The 23,469-nt window shown below is 70.9% G+C and carries 4 protein-coding genes; 3 read left to right on the top strand and 1 reads right to left on the bottom strand.

The genetic code is table 11. The features are described 5' to 3' along the window. Window positions 1–429 precede the first annotated feature (429 nt). Genes BOX37_RS29485 through BOX37_RS29475 form a run of 3 tightly spaced genes read left to right on the top strand, consistent with a single transcriptional unit; the run spans window position 430 to window position 21,946 of the window. Complete coding sequence (locus tag BOX37_RS29485; RefSeq protein ID WP_240505100.1) at window positions 430–18,621, top strand: non-ribosomal peptide synthase/polyketide synthase; 18,192 nt, start codon at window positions 430–432, stop codon at window positions 18,619–18,621. Further along, on the top strand, window positions 18,621–21,719 hold the full coding sequence (locus BOX37_RS29480; RefSeq protein ID WP_071930466.1) for an AMP-binding protein: 3,099 nt from the start codon (window positions 18,621–18,623) through the stop codon (window positions 21,717–21,719). The genes BOX37_RS29485 and BOX37_RS29480 overlap by 1 nt, the downstream gene beginning before the upstream one ends. A gap of 11 nt (window positions 21,720–21,730) precedes the next feature. Further along, window positions 21,731–21,946, top strand: a complete 216-nt coding sequence (locus tag BOX37_RS29475; protein WP_071930465.1) for an MbtH family protein — start codon at window positions 21,731–21,733, stop codon at window positions 21,944–21,946. A gap of 60 nt (window positions 21,947–22,006) precedes the next feature. On the opposite strand, the gene BOX37_RS29470 is transcribed toward BOX37_RS29475, so the two are convergent. Beyond that, complete coding sequence (locus BOX37_RS29470) at window positions 22,007–23,464, bottom strand: catalase (protein ID WP_071930464.1); 1,458 nt, start codon at window positions 23,462–23,464, stop codon at window positions 22,007–22,009. Window positions 23,465–23,469 lie beyond the last annotated feature (5 nt).

Below are 23,469 nucleotides of genomic sequence, written 5' to 3'. Positions count from 1 at the left end.
CCAGGGTGTGGCCGAGCGCACACTGCTGCCCAGGTCGTGGGGAGGCCTCGGAGCGGACTGGACGCTCGTCCGATTTTTTTAGCGGAAAAAGTTCCTTTTTATTAACCGACGGCATAGTGTCTGCAAGGCATGGACAGGCGCCATGTGATGTAACAGACAACAAAGCCGGGGCATCGGCAGTGCGCCTCGGCCGCGACGTTGGAGGAACGATCATCAGTTAGACACCTCGCGACGGACGAAAACGTCTGTCGCGCCGACGGCCGATCGAGCCGTCGATCTCGTCCACATGATCTGTCGGGGATCCTGCGCTGGTGCGGCATCGCGCCCACCGCGCTCACACCGAATCTCTCGGTTCACGAAGTGCCCAGGTGTCTTCGTGCTGCCCGAAAAGTGTTCGGTCTGCTGTTTTTCGCGAGTGAGGAGGCTCTGGTGCACGGTACGGAGTTGGGTGGGTACAGCGCGCGACCACAGGAAGCGGAGGTCGCCGCGGGTGCGTCGACATCGTTCTCGCTGACACCGGCCCAGCTCGGGGTCTGGTACGCGCAGCTGCTCGATCCCGATGTGCCGATCACCATCGCCCAATACGTCGACATCACCGGTGTCCTCGATCCGGCGCTCCTGCAGGAGGTCACGGCCGAGGCGGCGCACTCCTATGGATCGCCGCTGGTGCGCATCGGTGAATCCGAGGGTGTTCCGTACCAGATCGTCGACCACACCATCCCGGTCGAAAACGAACTGCCGCTGATCGATCTGCGCCACCACGACGATCCGGTCGCCGCCGCGCACGAGTGGATGCGGGCGGAGTTCGGCGCTCCCGTCGACCTGCTCGCCGATCGCCTGGTGGCCGGCGCGGTCCTTCGCGTCGCTGATCAGCGCTGGTTCTGGTACCTGCGGGGCCATCACATCGTCCTCGACGGCTACGGCGCGTTCACGCTCTCCCAGCGCATCGCCGAGCTCTACACCGCCCGCATTCTCGGCACCGAGGCCCGCCCGATCGTGCCCGGCGGCCTGGCCGAGCTGGTCGAAGGCGAACAGCGCTACCGTGACAGCACCCGCTTCGCCAACGACCGTGAGCACTGGGCCGAGCGGATCGCCGGACTGGACAGCCCGACCGGTCTCGACAGCCGCACCGCGCCGCGCTCGGCGATCAACCTGGTGACCGGTGGCCGACTCTCGGAGCGACTGGTCGACCGGCTGGAAACCATTGCCGCCAGTGATGATTCGACAATCTCGGCGGTGCTGCTCGCCGCCTTCGCCGCCTACCTCGGCCGGCTCACCGACCGCCCCGACGCGGTGCTGAGCCTGCCTGTCACCGCCCGCACCACCGCGGTGATGCGGCGCTCGGCGGGGATGCTGTCCAATATCGTGCCGCTGCGCCTGCCCACGGGCGCGGCCGGCGCCGCGACCACCTGGGGTGAGCTGCTGCGGGCGGCGCGGGTCGAGGTGGCCGGGGCGCTACGGCATCAGCGCTACCGCGCCGAGGACATCCGCCGCGACGCCGAGGACGACGGTCGCCCGGCCCGGCGCGCGCTGTTCGGCCCGCTGGCCAACTTCATGCTCTTCCGCAGCGACCTCGCCCTCGGCACCACCACCGGTCGCTACCGGGTGCTCTCCACCGGACCGATCGAGGACCTGAGCCTCAATGTCTACTACGGCGACCGCGACCGCGTGCACGTCGACTTCGAGGCCAATCCCCACCTCTACGACGCCGACACCCTGGCCAGGCACCACTCCCGGTTCCTGCGTTTCCTGGAGCGGCTGGCCGCCGTCGACCTGGACACCCCGCTGGGCGCGGTCGAGGTGGCGACCGAGCTGGAGCTGCACGTCAGCACTCAGATCTGGAATGCGACCCGCTTCGATGTCGAGGCCACGCTGGCCGAGCGCTCGGTGCCGACGGCGACCCTGCCCGCGCTGTTCGAGGCGCAGCTCGCCCGCACCCCCGGCGACGTGGCCGTGCGCATGGCCGGCGCCGAGTCCGCGACCCTGACCTACCGCGAGCTGGCCCAGCGCGCGCATCGCCTGGCCCGGCGTCTGCGCGCCGATGGCGTCGGCCCGGAATCGCTGGTGGCGCTGAGTATTCGGCGTTCGCCCGAACTCGTCGTCGCCATGTACGCGGTGCTCGCCGCGGGTGCCGCCTACGTGCCGATCGACCCGGATCATCCGGTCGACCGCACCGCGCACGTCCTGCGTGCCGCCGCACCGGCCGCCGTGCTCACCACCACTCGCGACGGTGCCCCCGGCGTGGCCGGGGTGCCGGTGCTGGCGGTGGACGCACTGGACCTGAGCGACTACGCCGACGGCCCGCTGACCGATGCCGAGCGCACCGCGCCGTTGCGTCCGGGGCACCCCGCCTACGTCATCTTCACCTCCGGCTCGACCGGTCTGCCCAAGGGCGTCGCCGTCGAGCACGCCGCGATCGTCAACCGGCTGGTGTGGATGCAGCAGGCCTACCGGCTGCACGGGGTGGACGTCGTTCTGCAGAAGACCCCGATGACGTTCGACGTCTCGGTGTGGGAGTTCTTCTGGCCCTTGCAGATCGGCGCCACCCTGCTGCTGGCCGAACCGGACGGCCATCGCGACCCGGCGTATCTGCGTCGGGTGATCGCCGAATACGGCGTCACCGTCGCGCATTTCGTGCCGTCCATGCTCGAAGCCTTTCTCGCCCAGCAGGAGATCGCCGAGCGCACCACGCTGCGGCTGGTCTTCGCCTCCGGTGAGGCGCTGCCCGCGGCACTGGCCCAGCGGCTGCGGCTGCTCACCGGTGCGCGGCTGCACAATCTCTACGGCCCGACCGAGGCCGCCGTCGACGTCACCTTCCACGAGGTGAACGATGGTGACCGGGTCACAGTGCCGATCGGCGCGCCGGTGTTCAACACCCGGCTCCATGTTCTCGACTCGCGGCTGCGGCCGGTTCCGGTCGGGGCTTCGGGTGAGCTGTATCTGTCGGGGGTACAGCTCGCCCGGGGTTATGTCGGACGTCCCGAGCTCACCTCGGGGCGCTTCGTCGCCGACCCGACCGCGCCGGGCGAGCGGATGTACCGCACCGGTGACCTGGTCCGCTGGACCACCAACGGTGAACTGGAATACCTGGGCCGCACCGACTTCCAGGTGAAGCTGCGCGGTCTGCGGATCGAGCTCGGCGAGATCGAGGCCGTGCTCGAGACCGTCGAGGCGGCGGTGCGCGCGGTCGTGGTCGTGCGCGAGGACGCCGGTGTCGGCGAGCAGTTGGTCGCCTACGTGGTGGCGGCCGAGCCGGATGCCGTCGCGGTCGATGACCTGCGCGCGGCGGCCCTGCGCGCCCTGCCCGCCTACATGGTGCCCGCCGCGTACGTGCTGCTCGACGCGCTGCCGGTGAACGCCTCGGGCAAGCTCGATCGCAAGGCGCTGCCCGCGCCCGAACGCACCGTCGTCACCTACGCCGAGCCCGTCGGGCCGGTGGAAGCGGCGGTGGCGCGGGTCTTCGGTGAGGTGCTCGGCCTCGACCGGGTCGGCCGCGACGACGACTTCTTCGCCCTCGGCGGCAACAGCCTGGTCGCCACCCAGGTGGCCGCCCGGCTCGGCGCCGACCTCGGCTGCCGGCTCGGGGTGCGCGATCTGTTCGGCGCGACCACGGTCACCCGCCTGGCCGCCGCGATCGCCGAACGCGTCGAGTCGGGAGTCTCGGCCGAGCTGCCGGTGCTCGCCGCGCGTGTGCGTCCGGAGCTGATCCCGCTTTCCCCGGCCCAGCAACGGATCTGGTTTCTCAATCGGTTCGACCCGTCGGCGCCGGGCTACAACATGCCGTTCGTGGTCCGGCTGCGCGGCACCACCGAGCTGCCCGCGCTGATCGCCGCCCTGACCGCCGTCGTCGACCGGCACGAGGCACTGCGCACCGTGTTCCCCGCGGTCGCCGCTCCCGGTGGCGAGGTCGCCGAGCAGGTGGTGTGCGCGGCCGGATCGGTGCGGATCGCCGAGCCGACCCACGTTGCCGCCAGCGATCTCGATTCCTCGCTCACTCGATTCGCCCACACCGGATTCGATCTCGAACGCGAGGTGCCGTTCCGGGCGCGGATCTTCGTGACATCGGGTTCGGCCGCACCGAATGCGCTCGCGGGCGACCCGAGTGCCGCACCCGGACATGACACCGGCGAGTGTGTGCTCGCCGTCGTACTGCATCACATCGCGGCCGACGGTGTTTCGCTGCGCGTGCTGGTGAGCGATGTCCTCACCGCCTACCGGGCCGCCATCGACGGCGGCGAACCGCGGTGGGCGCCGCTGACTGTGCAGTACGCCGACTACGCGCTGTGGCAGCGCGAACTGCTCGGCACCGACGCCGATCCGCAGTCGCTGGCCTCGCGCGAGATCGCCTTCTGGGAGCGCACACTGGCCGCCCTGCCCGATCAGCTGGACCTGCCCTCGGCCCGGCCGCGTCCGGCCGAGCCGAGCATGCGCGGCGCGCGGACGGCCTTCACCATCGACGCCGAGCTGCACCGGCGACTGGCAGAGCTGGCTCAGCATTCGGGCGCCTCGCTGTTCATGGTCGTGCACACCGCCCTCGCGGTCTTGCTGGCCCGGCTCTCGGGTAGCACCGACATCGCCATCGGCACCGGTGTCGCCGGCCGCGGCGACCGGGCCATCGACGACCTGATCGGTATGTTCGTCAACACCCTCGTGCTCCGTACCGAGATCGACCCCGCGAGGAGCTTCGCCGCCGCACTAGAGCACACTCGCGAGACCGACTTGGCCGCCTTCGCCCACGCCACGGTCCCGTTCGACCGCCTGGTCGAGGTGGTCAACCCGGCTCGCGCGCAGTCGCGCCACCCGCTGTTCCAGGTGGCGCTGAACTTCCAGGCCGTCCTCGACACCACCTTCGAGCTGGCCGGCTCGAAGGTCACGGTGCACGAGATCGAACTCGACATCACCAAGTTCGATCTCCAGATCACCCTCGCCGAACACCGCGGCGCCGCGGGCGAGCCCGACGGTATCGAGGCCGTCTTGCTCTACGCCACCGACCTGTTCGACGAGGCCGAGATGCGTGATCTCGGTGCGCGTTTCGTTCGGCTGCTCGCCGCCGCCGTCGCCGCCCCGCGGACCCCGGTCGGCGACCTACCACTGCTGTCGGCGACCGAGCACACTCGCCTCACCGCCATGCGCGGAGCTCCGGTGACCGCCACCGGTCTGCTACCCGATCTGCTGGCCGCGGCCGTCGCCGCCGATCCGGAGCGCGATGCCGTCACCGACGGTGATCGCGTCCTGACCTATCGGGAACTGGACCGGGCGTCCTCGCGCCTGGCCCGGGTGCTCATCGATGCCGGTGTCGGTCCCGATGATGTTGTCGCGGTAGGTATCCCCCGTTCGGTGGAATCGGTGCTCGCGGTCTGGGCGATCGCGAAGGCCGGTGCGGCCTGGCTGCCGGTGGATCCGAGCTATCCCCGCGATCGGATCTCCCATATGGTGACCGATTCCGGTGCGCGACTGGGTCTTACGGTGTCCGAGGCGCAGGCCGCGCTGCCCGGCCCGATCGACTGGCTGATGCTCGACGAACTCAAGCTGATGGCCGAATGCGCGGGACGTTCCAGCGATCCCGTGACCGATCTCGACCGGGTGCGACCGCTGCGTGCCCAGCACCTCGCCTACGTCATCTACACCTCCGGTTCCACCGGTCTGCCCAAGGGCGTGCTGGTGACCCAGGCCGGGATCGCCGGATTCGCCGCCGAGGAGAGCGACCGGATGTTCGGCACGCCCGACGCGCGGGTGCTGCAGGTGGGTTCGCCGTCGTTCGACATCTCGGTGATGGAATTCCTCCTGGCCGTGAACTCGGCCGCCACCCTGGTCATCGCTCCGCTCGGCCGCCACGTGGGTGCCGAACTGGCGCAACTGCTGTCGGAGCAGCGGGTTACCCACGCGCTGATGACCCCGTCGGGTCTGGCCGTGCTCGACCCCGACCAGCTCGACGACCTGCGCATGGTGATGGTCGGCGGCGAGGCCTGTCCGCCCGATCTGGTCGCCCGCTGGACCAGCGGCGCCGTCCCGCGCGCCTTCGTGAACGCCTACGGGCCGTCCGAGGTCACGGTCGCCACCAATATCAGCGCCCCCCTGACCGCCGACGCCGCGCTGACCCTCGGCACCCCGCTGCGCGGCATCACCCAGTGGGTCCTCGACGACCGCCTGCGCCCGGTACCCGTCGGCGTCGCCGGTGAGCTCTACGTCGCCGGTGCCCAGCTGGCCCGCGGCTACCGCGACCGCTCCGCCCTCACCGCCACCCGCTTCGTCGCCTGCCCCTGGGCCCCCGGGCAGCGCATGTACCGCACCGGCGACCTGGTCCGCTGGACCCTCGACGGCACCCTGGACTATCTGGGCCGCAACGACGACCAGGTCAAACTCCGCGGCTTCCGCATCGAGCTCGGCGAAATCGAAACCGCCCTGCTCGCCCAGCCTGCGATCCGGCAAGCCGTCGTCCTGGTGCGCCCCGACACCCACCGCGGTGACCAGCTCGTCGCCTACCTCGTACCCGAGGTGGCGGCCATCGCGACTGCCGACCGCACGGACGCCGCCGACCGTCGCCCAGGGGCGTACGCCGACACGGCCGCTCAGGTCGCCGACGCGAGCGCCGAGGTGGTGACCAGCGAGGTGGACTCCGCCGCTCGTGGCGCCGCCGTGATGCCGGATGCCGTGACGGGGATGATCGATGTCGACGAGATCGCTGTCGCACTGCGCGGCACCCTCGCCGCGCACATGGTGCCGTCGGCGTTCGTGGTGATCGAGGCGCTGCCGCTCACTCCCAACGGCAAGCTCGACCGCAAGGCGCTGCCCGAGCCGGTGTTCGCCGCGCGGGCCTTCCGTGCGCCCGCCGCCGGTGCGGAGACCGCCGTGGCGCGGGTGTTCGGTGCGGTGCTCGGGGTCGAGCAGGTCGGTGCCGACGACGACTTCTTCGACCTCGGCGGGAACTCCCTGGTCGCCACGCAGGTCGTGTCGCGGCTCGGCGCCGAACTCGGTGTGGCGGTGTCGCTGAAGACGCTGTTCGAGGCGTCGACGGTCGCCGAGCTCGCCGCCCGGCTCGGTGACGGCGAGGCCACTGCGTCCCGACTGCCGCTGGTGGCTGGAGCGCGACCGCACCGGATTCCGCTGTCCTACGCGCAGCAGCGCATGTGGTTCCTCAACCAGTTCGACGCCGACTCGGTGGCCGACAACATCGCCGCCGCAGTCCGCCTCACCGGCGAACTCGACCACGCCGCCCTCGCCGCCGCCGTCACCGCGGTGTTCGCCCGGCACGAGGCGCTGCGCACCCGCTACCCGTCCGTCGACGGCATCCCCTTCCAAGAGGTGCTCTCCGCCGACCGGCTCACCATCACCCTCGCGCCCGAGCGGATCGACCCCGCCACCCTCCACGACCGCATCCGTGCCCTCGCCGCGGTGCCGTTCGCCGTCGACAACGAGCCGCCGGTGCGCCTGCACCTGCTGCGGACGAGCTCGGTGGACGCAGAGGCTCCCGAGGCTTGCGCCCCCGCCGGTAGTGCGATCGTCCGCGAGGGTGATGCTGCCGAAGACGCCGCCTGGGCGCGGTCAGATCGCACTGACGAGTATGTGCTCGTCCTGGTTCTGCACCACATCACCGCCGACGGCTGGTCGGTCGCTCCACTCACCCGCGATCTGATGCTGGCCTACGCCGCGCATCTGGCCGGGGCCGCACCGCAGTGGCCGCCACTTCCGGTGCAGTACGCCGACTTCGCGCTGTGGCAGCGCGAGGTGCTGGGCGCCGAGGACGACCCGGAGTCGCTCATGGCGCGACAGATCGATTTCTGGACAACGGAACTCGCCGATCTGCCCGATCTGCTCACGCTGCCCACCGACCGGCCACGGCCAGCCGTGGCCTCCGGTCGCGGTGCGCGCCACGCGTTCACGATCCCCGCCGCTGTCACCGACCGCCTCCGCGCACTGGCCGCTGACACCCAGTCCTCGCTGTTCATGGTGTTGCACGCCGCCTTCGCCGCGACCCTGGCGAAACTGTCCGGCCAGCAGGACATCTCGATCGGCACACCGGTCGCCGGTCGTGGCGATCAGGCGCTCGACGACCTCGTCGGTATGTTCGTCAACACTCTCGTGCTGCGCACCCAGGTCCGGCCCGGCGCGACCTTCACCGACCTGCTCGGCACGGTCCGCGACGGCGACCTGCGCGCCCTCGCCAATACCGAGGTCACCTTCGATCGCCTCGTCGAGGTGCTCAATCCCGAGCGCTCGACCGCGCGGCACCCGCTGTTCCAGGTGATGCTCGACTTCCAGAACACCACGCAGACCGAACTCGCGCTGGCCGGTGTCACCGCGTCGGAAGTCGAGATCGACACCCGCACGGCGAAATTCGACCTGCAGTTGACCCTGCGCGAGACCGCCGACGGCCTCCTCGCCCGCTTCGAGTACGCGACCGACCTGTTCGACGCGCGGACCATCACAGATTTCGGCCTCCGCCTGCGGCGGGTGCTGGATACGGTGACCGCCGATCCCACCGTCGTGATCGGCGACATCGACCTGCTCGCCGCCGCGGAGCGCACCCGGCTGCTCGACACCTGGAACGACACCGCCTACCCGATCGACGACCGCACGACGCTGGTCTCGCTGTTCGCGGCCCAGGCCGCGCGCACTCCGGACGCCACCGCGCTGACCTTCGAGGGCGAGTCGCTCACCTACGCCGAGTTCACCGCTCGGGTGAACCGTCTCGCGCGCCTGTTGATCTCGATCGGTGTGCGGCCCGATCGCACCGTCGCCCTCGGCATGCGACGTTCGACCGATCTGGTCGTGGCCATGTACGCGGTGCTCGCCGCGGGCGGCGCCTATGTCCCGCTCGACCCCGACCATCCGGCAGAGCGCGTCGCGCATGTCCTCGACGCGGCCGCCCCCGTCTGTGTGCTGACCCGATCGGCCGACGAACTCGCCGTCCCCGCGACACATTCGGTTGCCGTACTCGACATCGAACAGCTCGATACCAGCGACTACTCGGCCGCACCGCTCACCGACGCCGACCGGCTCGCCACCCTCACCCCCGGCAATGCCGCCTACCTGATCTTCACCTCCGGCTCCACCGGTAGGCCCAAGGGCGTCGTCGTCTCGCACGCCGCGATCGTCAACCGCCTGATCTGGATGCAGGACGCCTACCGGCTCACCCCCGCGGACTCGGTCCTGCAGAAGACGCCGGCCACCTTCGACGTGTCGGTCTGGGAGTTCTTCTGGCCCTTGCAGATCGGCGCCCGTCTGGTCCTCGCACGCCCGGACGGCCACCGTGACCCGGCCTACCTGGCCCAGCTGATCGACGACGAACAGATCACCGTCGGCCACTTCGTCCCGTCGATGCTGGCGGTCTTCGTCGCAGCCCTCGACGACGCCTCCGCGTGCTGCGCCTCGCTGCGTCTGGTGTTCGCCTCGGGTGAGGCGCTGGCACCGGCGCCCGCACAGTTGCTGCGTCGTCGCACCGGGACCGCTGTGCACAACCTGTACGGTCCCACCGAAGCGGCCGTCGATGTCACCTTCCACGAGGTCGTCGATGCCGACGTGACCACAGTGCCGATCGGTGAACCTGTGCACAACACGCAGGTGTACGTCCTCGACGGTCGCCTGCGCCCGGTCCCCGCCGGAGTCCCCGGTGAGCTGTACCTGGCCGGTGCGCAACTGGCCCGTGGCTACGCGGCCCGCGCCGACCTGACCGCGGATCGCTTCGTCGCCAACCCGTTCGCCGATGGCGAGCGCATGTACCGCACCGGTGATCTCGTCACCTGGACCGCGGTGTTCGACGACGACGTCACCGGAGACGCCGCGGGGCTGTGGTCCGACGCCCGCCACCCGCGCGGCCGACTGGAGTACCTCGGCCGCACCGACTTCCAGGTGAAGCTGCGCGGCCTGCGCATCGAACTCGGCGAGATCGAGGCGGCGCTGGCCGCGATGACCGAAGTCGCCCAGGCCGCGGTCGTCGTGCACGACGGTGACACGCTCGTCGCGTATGTCGTCGCGGCACCGGACCTTCACGTGGACGCGGTGAAAGCCGCACTGGCCCGGACCCTGCCCGCCTACATGGTCCCCGCCGCGGTCGTCGTGCTCGACGAGTTCCCGCTCAACACCTCGGGCAAGCTCGACCGCGGGGCCCTGCCCGCGCCGGTGCTCGAGACCGCGGTCTTCCGCGCCCCGGTCACCGAGGTGGAGCGGATCGTGGCCAGCACCTTCGCCGCCGTCCTCGGCTTCCCCGCCGACCGCGAAGTCGGCCTCGACGACGACTTCTTCGGCCTCGGCGGCAACTCCCTCAATGCCACTCAGGTCGCGGCCCGTCTCGGCGCCGCCCTCGACACCAAGGTCCCGGTGCGCCTGCTGTTCGACACCCCGACCGTCGCGACCCTCGCCGAACGGTGCGCGGACCTGCGCGGCACCGGCGGCCGAATCGAACTCACCACGCGGGAACGCCCCCAGCGCATTCCGCTCTCGGCGGCCCAGCGGCGGATGTGGTTCCTCAACCGCTACCTCGCCGACGCCGACGGCATCGGCGACGCCGTCGACAACATCCCCGTCGCCCTGCGGCTGACCGGCGACCTCGACATCGCCGCGCTCGACGCCGCCCTCCGCGACCTCATCGCCCGGCACGAAACCCTGCGCACCAGCTACCCGGACGGCCCCGAAGGCGCCGAGCAGTCGATCGCCGAGACCAGCGACATCGCGCTGCGGGCCGAGCCGATCACCGAGGCGGACCTGCCCGTGCGCCTGCTGTCGTGCGCCGCCGTCCGCTTCGACCTGACCACCGAGATCCCGCTGCGCGCGGCACTGTTCGCCATGGGCGAGGAGCACGTCCTGGTCCTGGTGGTCCACCACATCGCCGCCGACGGCTTCTCCCTCGGCCCGCTGGCCGCCGACCTGATGACCGCTTACGCCGCTCGCACCGCGGGCACGGCCCCCGGCTGGGCACCCTTGCCCATCCAGTACGCCGACTACGCACTCTGGCAGGACGAGAACCTCGGCGACGCCGCCGATCCCGCCTCGCTCGCCCACGCCCAGCTGGCCTTCTGGCGCCGCGGCCTGGCCGGTCTGCCCGAGCAGCTCGAGCTGCCGACCGATCGGCCCCGCCCGGTCGACTCCAGCTTCCGCGGCGGCGTGCACCGCTTCCAGATCGACTCCGATCTGCACAGCGAGCTGCGCGAACTGGCCCGCAAGCACGAGGCCACCCTGTTCAGCACCGTGCACGCCGCACTGGCCGTCCTGCTGGCCCGCCTGTCCGGCGGCAGCGACATCGCCATCGGCACCCCGGTCGCCGGACGCGGTGAGGCGGCGCTCGACGGGCTGATCGGCATGTTCGTCAACACCCTGGTCCTGCGCACCCAGATCGACCCGCGCGCGGAATTCGAGACCACCCTCGATGCCGTCCGCGCCGGTGACCTCGACGCGCTCTCCCACGCCGACATCCCGTTCGAGCAGGTGGTCGACGCGATCGATCCGGCCCGGGCGCGCAACCGGCACCCGCTGTTCCAGGTGGCGCTGGTCCTGCAGAACTTCACCGTCCCCGAACTGGCCGCCGCCGGACTGCGCGTGACGCCGGTCGACTTCGACCCGGCAGTGGCGAAGTTCGACCTGCAGTTCACCGTCACCGAGTCCGGCGACATCGACGGCCGTGCCGATGGTATGAGTGTCGAAATCGGCTATGCCACCGACTTGTTCGACCCAGCGAGCATCGCGGTGCTGGCTCGCCGGTTCACCCAGGTGCTGGCCGCCGTGGTCGCCGACCCGACCGTGGTCGTCGGTGACATCCAGCTGCTCAGCGCCGAGGAGCAGCAGCGCACCCTGCACGACTGGGCGGGCACCGGCACCTCCGTGGCGAGCGGCACCGAGACCATGGTCGACCGCTTCGCCCGCGCCGCCGCACTCGACCCGAATGCCGTCGCGGTGAAGGCCGGTGGCGACACCCTCACCTACGCCGAACTCGACGCCTGGTCCAACCGGCTCGCCCGCCGCCTGGTCGCCGCCGGAGTCGGGCCGGAATCGCTGGTGGCCGTAGCACTTCCGCGCACCGTGGAACTGCCCGTCGCGCTGTTGGCCGTGCTCAAGGCCGGCGGCGGCTACCTGCCGATCGACCCGAACTACCCGGCCGACCGCATCGAGTACATCCTCGACGACGCCCGCCCGTTGTGCGCCATCGCGGGCGCGGGCACCGGCCTGGCCCGCGACTGGTTCGGCGGGCCGGTGCTCGATCCCGCCGCCGAGAACCTGATCGACTTCGCCGCCGACGCTCTCACCGAAGCCGACCGACGAGCCCCACTGGTTCCCGCGCACGCGGCCTACGTCATCTACACCTCCGGCTCGACCGGCCGCCCCAAGGGGGTGGTGATCCCGCACGCGAATGTGCTCGCGTTGCTGGACAACTCGGCCCGCCACTTCGCGTTCGATTCGTCGGACGTGTGGACGATGTTCCACTCCTACGCCTTCGACTTCTCGGTGTGGGAACTGTGGGGTGCTCTGCTGCACGGCGGCTCGGTGGTCCTGGTCGACTACTACACCTCGCGCTCACCCGAACAGTTCCGGGAGCTGCTGCTCACCGAGCGGGTGACCGTGCTCAACCAGACGCCCTCGGCCTTCTATCAGCTGATCGCGGCAGACCTGGCCGCGGGCGCGGCGCCCTCGGACATCGGACCGGCGGACTACGCGCTGCGCACGGTGATCTTCGGTGGTGAGGCGCTCGAACCGCAGCGACTGGCGGGCTGGTTCGCCCGCCACCCGGACTCCCCGCGCCTGGTGAACATGTACGGCATCACCGAGACCACGGTCCACGTCTCCTACCGTGAGATCACCCCGGACACCGGTTCGGCCAGCGTGATCGGCGGCGCTCTCGCGGGATTGACGGTGCGCGTGCTCGATTCGCGCCTGCGCCCGGTTCCGGTCGGCGTGCCCGGCGAAATCTATGTCTCCGGTGCGCAATTGGCGCGCGGCTACCTGGCCCGCCCCGATCTGACCGCGAGCCGGTTCGTCGCCGACCCCTACGGCGGGCCCGGTGCTCTCACTTATCGTTCCGGTGACCTGGCCCGCTGGACCGCCGACGGCGATCTCGAATACCTCGGCCGGGCCGACCAGCAGGTCAACCTGCGCGGCTTCCGGATCGAGCTCGGCGAGATCGAGGCCGCGCTGCTGAGCAGTTCGGTGGCCCCGCGCGAGGTCGCGGTGCTTGTCCGGACCGATCTGGCGGACGAGCCGCGCATCGTGGCGTACTTGGTCGCCGGGGTGCAGATCGACGCCGCCGCGCTGCGCCAGGAACTGGCCCGGACCCTGCCCGAGCACATGCTCCCCGCCGCGGTCGTGCCGGTCGAGCGCATCCCGCTGACCGTCAACGGCAAGCTCGACCGCGCCGCACTGCCCGCGCCGGTCTTCGAGACCACCGCCTACCGCAAGCCCACCACGGTCACCGAGGAGATCGTGGCCGCGGTCTACACCGAGGTCCTCGGCAACGACCAGCCCATCGGCGTCGACGACGACTTCTTCGCCCTCGGCGGCAGCTCCCTGCTGGCCGCCAAGGCCAGTGCCCGCATCGGCGCCGCACTGGACCGGCGAGTCGGCGTGCGGACTCTGTTCGAGGCGCCGCGCGTGGGTGAACTGGCGGCCGCGGTGGACGCCCAGGCGAAGGTCGACCGGCCCGCCCTGGTCGGCCGGGCCCGTCCCGAGCTGCTGCCGCTGTCCCCGGCGCAGCAGCGGATGTGGTTCCTCAACCGATTCGACCGCACCTCGGTGGCCTACAACATCCCGTTCGCCCTGCGGCTGTCCGGCGCCCTCGATGTCGCCGCGCTGCGGGCGGCGGTGGCCGATGTGGTCGCCCGCCACGAATCGCTGCGCACGGTCTACCCGGAGGCCGACGGCCAACCCGTGCAGGCGATCGTCGCCGCCACCCAGGCGGTTCCGGCGCTCGACCCGATCGCGGTGACCGAAGACGCGCTTGCGCGGACGATCCGCGAGCTCGCCGAGACGACCTTCGATGTCACCACCGAGATCCCGGTGCGGCTGCGCCTGTTCCAGGTGCACGACACCGAGTTCGTGCTCGCCGCGGTGCTGCACCACATCGCCGCCGACGGCTCCTCGATCGCACCGTTCGTCGCCGATCTGATGCGGGCCTACACCGCCCGCCTCGCCGACACCGCGCCCGGCTGGGCCCCGCCCGCCGTGCAGTTCGCCGACTACGCGCTGTGGCAGCGCGACCTGCTCGGTGACGAAGCCGATCCCACGTCGATCGCCGCCCAGCAGGTCGCCTACTGGTCGACCCAGCTGGCCGGACTCCCGGACCAGCTCGCCCTGCCGGCCGATCGCCCGCGTCCCGCACGGCAGAGCCTGCGCGGCGACAAGGTGAGCTTCACCGTCGACGCCGACCTGCACGCCGCGCTGGTCGCCCTCGGTCGCGGCCACGGCGCCACGCTGTTCATGGTGGTGCACGCGGCCTTCGCGGCCCTGCTGGCCCGTCTGTCGGGGACCGACGACATCGCCGTCGGCACCCCGAACGCAGGTCGTGGGGAAGCCGAACTCGACGAGGTCATCGGCATGTTCGTCAACACACTGGTCCTGCGCACGCGCGTCGCGGGGGATCGGCCCTTCGCCGAGCTGCTCACCGCGGCACGCACCGCCGACATCGCGGCGTTCTCGCACGCCGATGTGCCCTTCGAACGGCTGGTCGAGGTGCTCAACCCGGCTCGTTCCACCGCCCGGCACCCGCTGTTCCAGGTCGGCTACTCGTTCCAGAACCACGAGCGCGGCCGGCTCGAGCTGCCGGGACTGACCGTGTCCGACATCGAATTCGATACCGCCGTCGCGCAGTTCGATCTGCACCTGTTCGCCCTCGACCACTACACCGAGGCCGGGGCACCCGCCGGGATCGAGATGGCCCTGGGATACGCCACCGATCTGTTCGACGCCGAGACCGCGCGGCGTTTCGCCGCGCAGCTGCGGCGCGTGCTCGAATCCGTCCCCGTCGCACCGGAAACGGTTGTCGGTGACCTGGATCTGCTGGGCGCGGACCGTTCGCTGGTGCTCGACACCTGGAACGCCACGACACATCCGGTCGCACCCTCGACGCTGGCCTCGCTGGGCGCACACCAAGCCGCGCGCACTCCGGACGCCCTCGCCCTGATGGACGCGGAGACCGGCGAGTCCCTCGACTACGCCGCCTTCGAAGCCCGCGTCAACCGCATCGCCCGGCTGCTCATCGCCGAGGGCGTCGGCCCGGAGCGCACCGTCGCACTGGCGATGCGGCGCGGCATCGACCTGGTGATCGCCATGCACGCGGTGGTGCGGGCCGGTGGCGCGTACGTGCCGATCGACCCCGATCATCCGGTCGACCGGATCGCCTACATCGTGTCCACGGCCGCCCCGCTGTGTGTGCTGACCACCGCCGCCGACGGGTTGCCGGTCACGGTAGACGTGCCGGTCTTCGAACTGGATCACCGTGTTCTGGACGGACTCTCGACCGAGGTGGTGACCGATGTCGACCGCATCGCGCCCCTGCGACCCGAGCATCCCGCGTACATCATCTTCACCTCCGGCTCCACCGGCCTGCCCAAGGGCGTCACCGTGCCGCACGCGGCGATCGTCAACCAGCTCGCCTGGCTGCACGACCGCTTCGCCATGACCGGCGCCGACCGGGTGCTGCTGAAGACCCCCGCCACCTTCGACCTGTCGGTCTGGGAGTTCTGGTCGCCACTGACCTGCGGCGGTGCGCTGATCGTCACCCGTCCCGGCGACGAGCGTGATCCGGATCGCCTGCGCGCCATCATGGCCCAGCACGGCGTCACCGTCCTGCACGCAGTGCCCTCCCTGGTGGCCATGCTGCTGGCCGCCGAATCCACGCCCGCCCTGCCCGATGCACTGCGCGCCGTCCTCGCCATCGGTGAAGCCCTGCCCGCCGCCACCGCCACCCGGTTCCGCGCCCGCGCCGCCACCACCGCACTGCACAATCTGTACGGCCCGACCGAGGCCGCGGTCTCGATCACCGAATACGAAGTGGCGCAGTCTCCCTCGCCTGTGGTGCCCATCGGGGCCCCGGCCTGGAACAGCGCACTGTTTGTCCTCGATTCCCGCCTGCGTCCGGTCCCGATCGGTGTCGCCGGCGAGCTCTATCTGGCCGGTGACCAGCTGGCCCGCGGCTACCACGGCCGCTACGCCCTGACCGCCGACCGATTCGTTGCCAACCCCTTCGCAGGGACCGGCACATCCACGCCGCCTGCGCCGGTCCGCGGTCGTGGGTCCGATGCGGGTGCCGCGCTGTCTTCCACTTCGGTTCGCCGCACCGCGGGCACGCGGATGTACCGCACCGGTGACATCGTGCGCTGGCGCGCCGACGGCACCCTCGAGTACCTGGAGCGCGCCGACTTCCAGGTCAAGATCGGTGGCTTCCGCATCGAGCTCGGTGAGGTCGAGACAGCCCTGCTGCGCTGCGCCGATGTCCGAGCCGCGGTCGCCATCGCCAAGTCCGACGAGCGCGTCGGTGCCAGGCTGATCGCCTACGCCGCGGTGGCCGATCTCGAACCCGGCGACGAACCCGCTGTGGTGGCCCGCCTGCGCGGCGAACTCGCCGCCCGCCTGCCCGCCTACATGGTGCCCGCCGCGCTGGTCGTCCTGGCTGCTCTGCCGCTCAATGCCAACGGCAAGCTCGACCGGGCCCGGCTACCCGAACCGGAGTTCGCCGAGGCCGCCTTCCGTGCTCCGGTCACCGCGATCGAGCAACTCGTCGCGCAGACGTTCGTCGAGGTGATCGGTTGCGCGAGCGCCGGTCTGGACGACGACTTCTTCGCCCTCGGCGGCAATTCGCTGATGGCGACCCGCCTGGCCGCCCGCTTGGGCGCCGCACTCGGCGCCCAGGTCCCCGTGGCCGCGGTGTTCGACGCACCGACCGTCGCCGCCCTCGCCGAGCGACTCGACGCGGCCGAGCGCGCCGGTGCCCGCCCGCCGCTGACCCGCCGCGTCGACGACGGCCCCGCTGTCCTCTCGCCCGCCCAGCAGCGCATGTGGGTGCTGCACCAGCTGTCCCCGCAGTCGGCGGCCTACCACATCCCCGCCGCCATCCGGCTGACCGGCGAACTGGATCTGCCTGCCCTCCAGTCCGCCATCGCCGACCTGCTCGGCCGCCACGACACCCTCCGCACCCGCTACCCCGACACCGCCGACGGGCCGGTGCAGCAGGTGATGCCCGCGTGGTCGGCCGCAGTTGACCTGACCCCGATCCCGGTCGCGCCCGACGAGGTCGAGGCCAGGATCGCCGCGCTGGTCGCCCAGCCGTTCGACATCACCGCCGCCCCGCCGGTGCGCGTCGCGCTCTACGGTCTCGGCGCCGATGACCACGTGCTCGTCGTGGTGGTGCACCACATCAGCGCAGACGGCTACTCCATCGCCCCGCTCACCCGAGATCTGGTGCGCGCCTATGTCGATCGCAGCGAAGGTCGCGAACCCGGCTGGGCCCCGCTCGACATCCAGTACGGCGACTTCAGCGTCTGGCAGCGCGACCTGCTCGGTGCCGCCGACGACCCGGACAGCGTCCTGGCCCAGCAGCTCACCTACTGGACCCGCGAACTGGCCGGCGTGCCGGAACTGCTCGCCCTGCCCACCGACCGTCCCCGCGCCACCCGGCGCGAGATGCGGTGCGCCGCCGTGGAATTCGAGCTCGGCGGGGTACTGACCCGTCGCCTCGACGAGGTGGCCCGCACGCACGGAACCACCCTGTTCACCCTGGTGCACAGCGCGCTGGCGGTCCTGCTGGCCAAGCAGTCCGGCAGCGCCGACATCACCATCGGCGCACCGGTGGCCGGGCGCGGCGCCCGCGAACTCGACGACCTCGTCGGGATGTTCGTCAACACCGTGGTGCTGCGCACCGAGGTGGACTCGCGCGCGCCGTTCACCGACCTGCTCGCCCAGGCCCGCCGCCGCGACCTCGCCGCCCTCTCGCACGCCGACGTGCCGTTCGAGCAGATCGTCGACGCCATGGGCCGCACCAGGTCCGGCGCCTACACCCCGCTGTTCCAGGTGATGCTCACCTTCCAGAACATGCCGCCGGGCGGCGTCGAGCTACCGGGCTTACGGGTGCAGACGCTGGACCCCGGACTCGGCGAAGCCAAGTTCGACCTGCACCTGACCGCCCTGCAGTGCTACGCCGCCGACGGCACCCTCGACGGCCTCGACCTGCACTTCGGCTACGCGACAGACCTTTTCGACGCCTCCACCGTCAGTGCGCTCGTCGAGCGACTGCGCAAGATCCTGACCGCCGTCGCCGCCGACCCGACCGTGGCGGTGCGCGCGATCGATGTGCGCACCGACGCGGAGAAGGCGCCGAGACCGCGTACCTACACCATCGCCGATCTGCCCGGCCTGGTCGGTTCCGCCGCCCGGCTCGCCCCGGCGACAGTGGCCTTCGCTCACGGCGAGCACGCCATCTCCTTCGGCGCGCTCGACGCCAAACTCACCGCGGTGAGCCGGGCGATGGGAGCCAAGATGAAACCCGAAGCGCTGGTGAACGTCGCGCTGGCCGGGCTCGTGCCCGGCGTGCTCGCCGCTCTCGGCGCCTCCGGGCTCAGCACCACGTTGCACACACTGGTGACCGATGCCGCCGCGGTGATCGCCGGGTCGGGATCGGCCGACGACTCGGAAGGACAACTCTGATGTCGCATACGGATTCGGTCACGGCCGCTGTCTCACTCGACGCGCTGCTCGCCGACCAGGCGGGTGAACGCCCGCCTGACCCGGCGACCCTGCTCGCCGCGTTCACCCACCACGCCAGGCACGACCCCGATGCCGTCGCGGTTGTCGACGGGGCCGACCGGCTCACCTACGGTGCGCTGGCCGAACGAGTCGACGCGCTGGCGGCCACCCTGGCCGAGCGCGGGGTCGGTCCCGAGACCACCGTCGCGGTGTCGCTGCCGCGCTCGAGCGAACTGGTCGTCGCCGTGCACGCGGTGCTCACCGCGGGTGGCGCGTTCGTCCTGCTCGACCCGGAAGCGCCCACCGACCTGCAGCGCCGCACCGTCACCCTGGCCGCTCCGGTGCTCATGCTCACCACTGCGGGCGCGCCCCACCCGACCGGCACCGGCGTTCCGGTCCTGCGCACCGACACCCCGGCGGCCGATCCGGAACCCGACGAGCTACCAGGGCCGGGCGCCGACAACCCGGCCTACCTGGTGGTCGACATCGCCGCGTCCACCGCGGTGGTGGTCGGACACCGCGCCGCACAAGCCAATTCGGTCTGGCGGCAGCGGCTGTGCGGCATCGGACCCGGCGATTCGGTGCTCTGGCACGCGCCGCTCACCGGCCAGGCCGCTGTGGGGGAGATGCTGCTCGCCCTGCAGACCGGCGCCAGCCTGGTCCTCCCGACCGCCGCGTCGCTCGCCAAGTCCATCGCCGAAACCGGCGTCACCGCCGCCTGCTTCGATCCTGATCAGCTCGCCGAGCTGGCCGCGCTGCCCGATGCCGAGGAGCGCCTCGACTCGCTGCGCGTCGTCCTGAGCTGCGGTGCCCCGCTGCCCGCGAAGACCGGCGCCGCCCTGCGCGCGGTCAGCGGCGCCACCCTGTGGCACGTGTACGGCAGGCCGGAGACGGCCGGAGAGGTCGTGGCGCACGAGGTCACCGGCGCCGATCTGGAGGTGGTCCCGATCGGGTCGGCCGCCGACGATGTCGAACTGCTGATCCTCGACAAGCACCTGTGCCCGGTCCCCGACGGCGAAATCGGCGAACTCTACGTCTCCGGTGTGCAATTGGCGCGCGGCTATGTCGGCAGGCAGGCCACCGCCGCCACCTTCCTCGCCAACCCCATCGGCCCGGTCGACGACCGCATGTTCGCCACCGGCGACCTGGTCCGGCGCAGGCCGCCGGGTGCGGACTGGACCGCCGAGATCGAATTCGTCGGCCGCGTCGAGGACCGGCCCGACCGGCTCGTCACCGGAACCCGCCACGGCGGCCTCCCCGGCGAACTGCTGCTCGACGAGTTCGAGGCCCAGGCGGCCGCGACCCCGTTCGACCCCGCGGTGGTACACGCACCCGGCGCGGCGGGCCCGACCGCGATCATCACCTACGGCGACCTGGACCGGCGAACCAATCAGCTGGCCCGGCATCTGATCGCACTCGGTGTCGGGCCGGAATCGGCGGTCCTCATCGACATTCCGCGTTCGGTCGAGCTGGTCGTGGCGATGTACGCCGTGCTCAAAGCGGGCGGCGCGGTGGTTCCGGCCGACATCGGCACGGGGGTCCTCCCTCCGGTCGTCGACCCGGCACTCGTGCTAGCCGTCGCCGAACGCAATCACGGTGCGGTGTACGACATTCCCGTCGTCGTCGTGGACGCCGTGCCGCTGTCGGATTACTTCGACGAGCCGATCCTGCGCGCCGAGCGCCGAGCTCCGGTGCTGCCGCAGCACCCGGCGTTCGTGCTGTACCCGCACGGCGCCACCCAGGGCATCACCGTCAGCCATGCCGCCGCGGTGCACCGGGTGACCGGCATGCAGGGCCGCCACGGGTTCACCGGTCGCGATGTGTACCTGCATCAGGCGGGCGCGGGCGAGGTCACCGAATGGCACGGCTTCCTGCTGCCCTTGCGAGTCGGTGCCACCGTGGTGCTGGCCGAACCGCCCGATCCGGCGACCCAGGCCGAGATCATCGCCGCCTACGGCATCACCGCGGCCGACTTCACTCCGCGCCGCCTCGCCGCGTTCACCGACCATGTCGCGCGCGCCGGACTGCGGACCGAGATCGCCTCGCTGCGCAGCGTCGTCGTACTCGGCACCCCCCTGTCCGCCGCCGAGGTCCGCGCGTTCGGCGCCGTGATCGGCGCGCGACTGCACCACGACTACGGCCGCGCCGAAGCGACTGTCACCCTGACCTATCCGGTGGCGCCCCGCGCCGACGCGCCGGAGCCGCCCGCCGTGCGGGTCCGCGAATGGAACCGGCGCGTCTACGTCCTGGACCGACGCCTGCGACCTACCAGCCCGGGTGCCGCCGGTGAGCTGTACCTGGCGGGCGCGCAGCTGGCCCGCGGCTACCGCGACGGTCCGGTGCCGACCGCGGATCGCTTCGTCGCCAATCCCTTCGGCATCCCCGGCGAACGCATGTTCCGCACCGGTGAACTCGCCCGCTGGGAGATCGACGGCACCACCGCGGCTCTGGTCCGGCTCGGAGAGCTGGTCAAACCCGTTGCTGCGGAACCGGTTCGCGGGCGCAGCGCGAGCATGCGGGCCAGAGTCGGCGCCGGAATAGGCGCGCGGATCGCGGAATTGGCTCGCCGTCACGCGGTTCCGCCGTTCGCCGTCGTCCGGGCCGCGGTGACGGTTCTGCTGGCCTGGCAGGCCGGAGCCGCCGTCGCGGGCGCCACCACCCTGGCCGAGATCCTGTGCGCCGAACCCGATCCCATGGTCGCGGCCGCCGCCGCGGCCACCAGTGAGGCCTGCGCGATCGCCGGTCCGCTCGGCCCGGTGACCCTGAGCTACCTCGACACCGGCGCCGACCCGTTCACCGTCCCCGGCCTCGAACTCACCGCGATGCGCTTCGACACCCCGCGCCCGGCCGACGGCGTGCACTTCATCGTCTCCGCGCCCGCCGACCCCGACGGCCACCTCGGCCTCGAACTCGAGTACAGCACCGACCGCTTCGACGACGACGCCGCGGCCATTCTCCTGCGCCGCTTCTCCCGCACCCTCGGTCTGCTCACCGCCGACCCCGACGCACCGAGTGACTCCTTCGACCTGAGCACCCCCGCCGAGCGCGCGGCCCACTGAAAGGCACCCCCATGAGCAACCCCTTCGACGACGACAACGCCCAGTTCTACGTCCTGGTCAACTCCGAAGGCGAACACTCCCTCTGGCCCACCTTCGCCGCCGTCCCCCGCGGCTGGACCGTGGCCTTCGGCGCCGCCCCCCGCGCCTCCTGCCTCCACTATGTCGAATCCCACTGGCTCGACATGCGCCCGAACTCCCTCATCGCGGCCATGGCCAACGAACCCTGACAGGCGGACGCGCTAGGGCGAAGCCCGCCTCCTGACGTGCGGAGGCGGGCTTCGGCGGGGTCAGGACCGGGCTGCTCGTACCCCCTGTTCGATGCGGTCGCCCACTTCGGTGTCGATGTTTCGCCAATAGTCGAAGGCGCGGACGAGGACTGGTTCGGTGACGCCGTTGAGGAGGTGGCCGACGACGTTGCTGACCAGGCGGTCGCGGGCGGCGTCGTCGAGGACTTCGCGGACCAAGGTGTGGGCCTGGCCGAAGTCGCTGTCGTCGGGGCGCAAGGTGTAGGCGGTGCGGACCATTTCGCCGTCGGTGTGCCAGCCCATCACCGGGCCCGACGCCTTCTCGTCGGCGTGCGGGCCGCCCTTGGAGTTGGGGACGTAGACCGGGTCGGTGACATTGGTGTAGCGCATGGCGCCGTCCTTGGTGTAGGAGTGCACCGGGGCGGCGTGCGGTGAATTGACCGGCAGCAGTGTGTAGTTCGAGCCGATGCGGTGACGGTGGGCGTCGGGGTAGGAGAACCAGCGGCCCAGCAGCATCTTGTCGGGGCTGGGTCCGGTGCCGCGCACCGCGTTGCTCGGTTCGAACGCGGCCTGCTCGATCTCGGTGTGGTAGTCGGCGGGATTGCGGTTCAAGGTCATGCGCCCCACCTTGATCAGCGGGTAGTCACCATGCGGCCAGACCTTGGTCAGGTCGAAGGGGTTGAAGCGGTAGGTCTTGGCCTCGTCGAACGGCATGATCTGCATGTGCAGTGTCCAGCTCGGGAATTCGCCGCTCTTGATGTGTTCCCACAGGTCACGCACGTAGTGGTCGGCGTCGGCCGAGGCGAAGTGGTCGCCCTCTTCCTGGGTGAGGAAGTCCACGCCCTGATCGGACTTGAAATGGTATTTGACCCAGAAACGCTCGCCACCGGCGTTGTACCAGAGATAGGTATGGCTGGAGTATCCGTTCATGTGCCGCCACGAGCGCGGGATTCCGCGATCGCCGAGCAGCCAGGCCACCTGGTGAGCCGACTCCGGCGACAACGTCCAGAAATCCCATTGCATGTCGTTGTCGCGTAAATTGTTGTCGGCCCGACGTTTCTGCGATCGGATGAAATCCTGGAACTTCATCGGATCGCGCATGAAGAACACCGGCGTGTTGTTGCCGACCATGTCGAAATTGCCGGCGGTGGTGTAGAACTTCAGCGCGAAGCCGCGCGGATCACGCCAGGTGTCCGGGCTGCCGCGCTCGCCGGCGACCGAGGAGAACCGGGCGAGCATCTCGGTCTTGGCGCCGGGTTGGAAGACATCGGCGCAGGTGTAGGCGCTGACATCGTCGGTGACCTCGAAGATGCCGAATGCCCCGCCGCCTTTGGCATGCGGCTGTCGCTCCGGCACACGCTCCCGATTGAATTGCGCCATCTTCTCGATCAGGTACGCATCGTGCAGGAGAATCGGACCATCCGGACCCACGGTCAGCGAGTGCTCGTCACTGGGAACCGGAATTCCCGAATCCGAAGTCGTGAAATTGCTGTCGCTCATACCAT

The organism is Nocardia mangyaensis, assembly GCF_001886715.1.
Lineage (GTDB): Bacteria > Actinomycetota > Actinomycetes > Mycobacteriales > Mycobacteriaceae > Nocardia > Nocardia mangyaensis.
This window is presented reverse-complemented; position numbering and strand designations above follow the sequence as displayed.